We start from the raw sequence: 3,084 nt of genomic DNA on the forward strand, positions 1-3,084 counted from the left end.
CGCCGACCGGGCCGCGCGGCCGCGCAGCTCACCCGGAGCGAGGGCGAAGACCTCACGGACGGTGTCGTTGAAGGTGCGGATCGAGGAGAACCCGGCCGCGAACGCCACCTCGGCCATGGGCAGCCCCGTGGTCTCGATGAGCACCCGCGCGGTCTGCGCCCGCTGCGCCCTGGCCAGCGCCAGCGGCCCCGCTCCCAGCTCCGCGAGCAGCTGCCGCTCGATCTGCCGGGCGGAGTATCCGAGCCGGGTGGCGAGTCCCGGTACCCCCTCCCGGTCGACGACTCCGTCCCGGATGAGCCGCATCGCACGGGCGACGGAGTCGGCGCGGGCGTTCCACTCGGGCGACCCCGGGCTGGTATCGGGCCGACAGCGCTTGCAGGCCCGGAATCCGGCCTGCTGGCAGGCGGCGGAGCTCGGGTAGAAGGTCATGTTCTCGACCTTGGGCGGCACGACCGGGCAGCTCGGCCGGCAGTAGATCCTGGTGGTCAGGACCGCGGTGAAGAACCAGCCGTCGAAACGGGAGTCCTTGGACTGGACGGCCCGCACGCAGCGCTCGGTGTCGGTGTGCATGGTTCAAGCATGGGGCACCCGGCCGGGCCACGGCTGGCGAGAATCCGACATCAGCCTTGAGCTGCCTGCACCCGTCCGCTCCGCCTCTCCCCTCGCCCCGTTCCGTACTTCGCATGAGAATGGGACGGGGCCGCTGCGGTGAGATACGAGAAGGAGGCCCGACGATGACGGACGCACAGGCGACGCCGCTCTGCTCCCACCTGGACCAGGTACGGCGAGTCGCCCCGGACAGTGCCGACTCCTGCACGGAGTGTGTCGCGCTGGGCGACACCTGGGTACATCTGCGCGAGTGCCCGACCTGCGGACACGTCGGATGCTGCGATTCCTCCCGCAACAAGCACGCCACCGCGCATAACGCCGCCACCGGGCACCCGCTCATCCGCTCCTACGAGCCGGGCGAGACCTGGTGGTGGTGTTACGAGGACCAGCTGACCTTCGATGTCGAGGGAGCCGGACCGGCGCGGCCGGCCTGAAGGCCGCGCCGGTCCGGCGGACGTGTCCGCGATGCCGCTCAGTAGGCGTCGCGGACGCACCGCTTGCCGCGGCGAGCTGCTTGACGTACTGAGCCGCCGCGTCGTGACCGAGACCGCCGTGTGCGACGGCGATGCCGCGCAGCGCCCGGCCGACGTCCTTGGCCATGCGCGCGGCATCGCCGCAGACGTGCGGCCGCGTGGAACGCGCTGCCCGGCACGGCCGCACTCCGAGCCCCCGATGATCCGCTCGCCCGGCCGAACCTGGAACCCGCGCTGCGCAGGGCCGGCTGGCGCCTCGTCGAGCACGACGACGCCGGGTCCCGCTTCCTCGCCCTCGCGGGTCTGCCCCGGCCCTGAGCCGGAGGGTCACCTGCGGGAGGGACCCGACTCCCGCAGCCGGCGCCATACCGCCTTCGCCGCGTGGTGTCCGGACATGCCGTGCACACCGGGTCCGGGCGGGGTCGCCGAGGAGCAGATGAAGACCGCCGGATGCGCCGTCGCGTACGGCACCCGGGCGAGCTTGGGGCGGATCACCGTCTGCAGCCCCGAGAAGGCACCGCAGGCGATGTCCCCGTCCACGTAGTTCGCGTTGCGCGCGGCGAGCCGGGGCGGTCCGGTGACCGCGCGGGCGAGCACCATGTCGCGGAAACCGGGGGCGAAGCGCTCCAGTTGGCGTTCGATGACCTCGGTGGCGTCGCCCTCCCAGCCCGCCGGGACGTGTCCGTACACCCAGAACACCTGCTTGCCCTCGGGGGCGCGGGACGGGTCGACGAGGCTGGGCTGGGCGGTGATCAGGAACGGCACACTCGGGTCGAGGCCGGTCACCGCGGCGTGCAGGGCGGAATCGATCTCTCCGGCCGTGGGGCCGATGTGTACCGTGCCTGCCCGGCGGGCCTCCTCGGCGGTCCAGGGGACGGGGCCCGACAGGGCGTAGTCGATCTTGAAGCAGGACGCACCGTAGCGGTAACCCCGGTAGGCGTTGCCCAGTCCGGCGATCCGGGCCAGCGCGGTCGGCGAGGTGTCGAAGATGTAGGCGCGGGCCGGCGGGAGTTCGTCCAGGCGCTTGACCTCGGTGCCGGTGTGGATGACACCGCTCTGTTCCCGCAGGTACGAGGCCAGGGCGTCGGAGATGGCCTGGGAGCCGCCGCGCGGCACCGGCCAGCCCTTCTCGTGCGCGGCCAGCGCGAAGAGCAGGGCGATTCCGCCGGTCGCGATACCGCTGGTGGGGGCTATGGCGTGGGCGGCCAGTCCGGCAAGGAGGCCGCGCGCCTTCTCGCCGCTGAAGCGGCGGGACAGGAACGTGGCGGGCTGGATGGCGTCGAGGCCGAAGCGCACCCAGCGGTACGGGTCGCGCGGCAGCCCGTCCCACGGGGTGCGCAGGAAGTCCTGGGCGAGGCTGTCCCAATGGCCGAGGAACGGTGCGACGAGTCTGCGGTACGCCCCCGCGTCACGCGGCCCGAGCGACATGGCGCTCTCCCCCACCGAGCCGGCCAGCACGGCGGCGGACCCGTCCGGGAACGGGTGGGCGAGGGCCAGCCGGGGCTGCAGCCACTCCAGGCCGTGCCTGGCGAGCGGCATCGCGTCGAAGGCGGGCGAGCCGATGCCCAGCGGGTGGACCGCCGAGCAGGGGTCGTGGCGGAAGCCGGGGAGCGTGAGCTCCTCGGTACGGGCTCCGCCGCCGACGGTCCGCCCGGCTTCGAAGACCTCCACGGCGTAGCCGCGGCGGGCCAGTTCGGCTGCGGCGGTCAGCCCGTTGGGGCCTGCCCCCACGACGACTGCGTCAAGCATCGACGGCACCTTCGGACTCCTTTGTCAGCCGACGGTCGGAGTCCCCAGGATATTCACAGGCGCCGACGGTGCGTATCCCTGACACGGCGCCGAGCCGCTCGGCCATGGCACCGATCCACCGGTGCGGCCCGGAATCCTCCGATGTCGTTCCGGAGGCGGGGAGCGGGGCGGGGTGCGGCGGCTGAGCCGGGTTCTTTGTACTCATCGAGCGGGAACCCTACCCGCGCCCGCACCGTCGGCGCCTGTGAATATC

General features: G+C 72.9%; 3 protein-coding genes. 1 reads left to right on the forward strand and 2 read right to left on the reverse strand.

The window, feature by feature from the left end; genetic code table 11:
* On the reverse strand, nt 1–570 hold a 570-nt coding region (locus J1C73_RS21505), incomplete at its 3' end, for a bifunctional transcriptional activator/DNA repair enzyme AdaA (RefSeq protein WP_207317859.1).
* Between the two features lie 164 nt (nt 571–734).
* On the opposite strand from J1C73_RS21505, the gene J1C73_RS21510 reads away from it, so the two are divergent.
* Entirely contained in the window at nt 735–1,043 is a 309-nt protein-coding gene (locus J1C73_RS21510; protein ID WP_207317860.1) for a UBP-type zinc finger domain-containing protein, read from the forward strand.
* Between the two features lie 366 nt (nt 1,044–1,409).
* On the opposite strand, the gene J1C73_RS21515 is transcribed toward J1C73_RS21510, so the two are convergent.
* Nucleotides 1,410–2,840 carry a phytoene desaturase family protein gene (locus J1C73_RS21515; protein ID WP_207317861.1) on the reverse strand — a complete coding sequence of 477 codons (1,431 nt, stop codon included), beginning with the start codon at nt 2,838–2,840 and terminating at the stop codon, nt 1,410–1,412.
* Nucleotides 2,841–3,084 lie beyond the last annotated feature (244 nt).

Source organism: Streptomyces laculatispora (assembly GCF_017353455.1).
Lineage (GTDB): Bacteria > Actinomycetota > Actinomycetes > Streptomycetales > Streptomycetaceae > Streptomyces > Streptomyces laculatispora.

What these genes read in the sequence shown, in the direction of transcription:
- J1C73_RS21510 (WP_207317860.1), top strand. Translation starts at nt 735, where the DNA reads ATGACGGACGCACAGGCGACGCCGCTCTGCTCCCACCTGGACCAGGTA.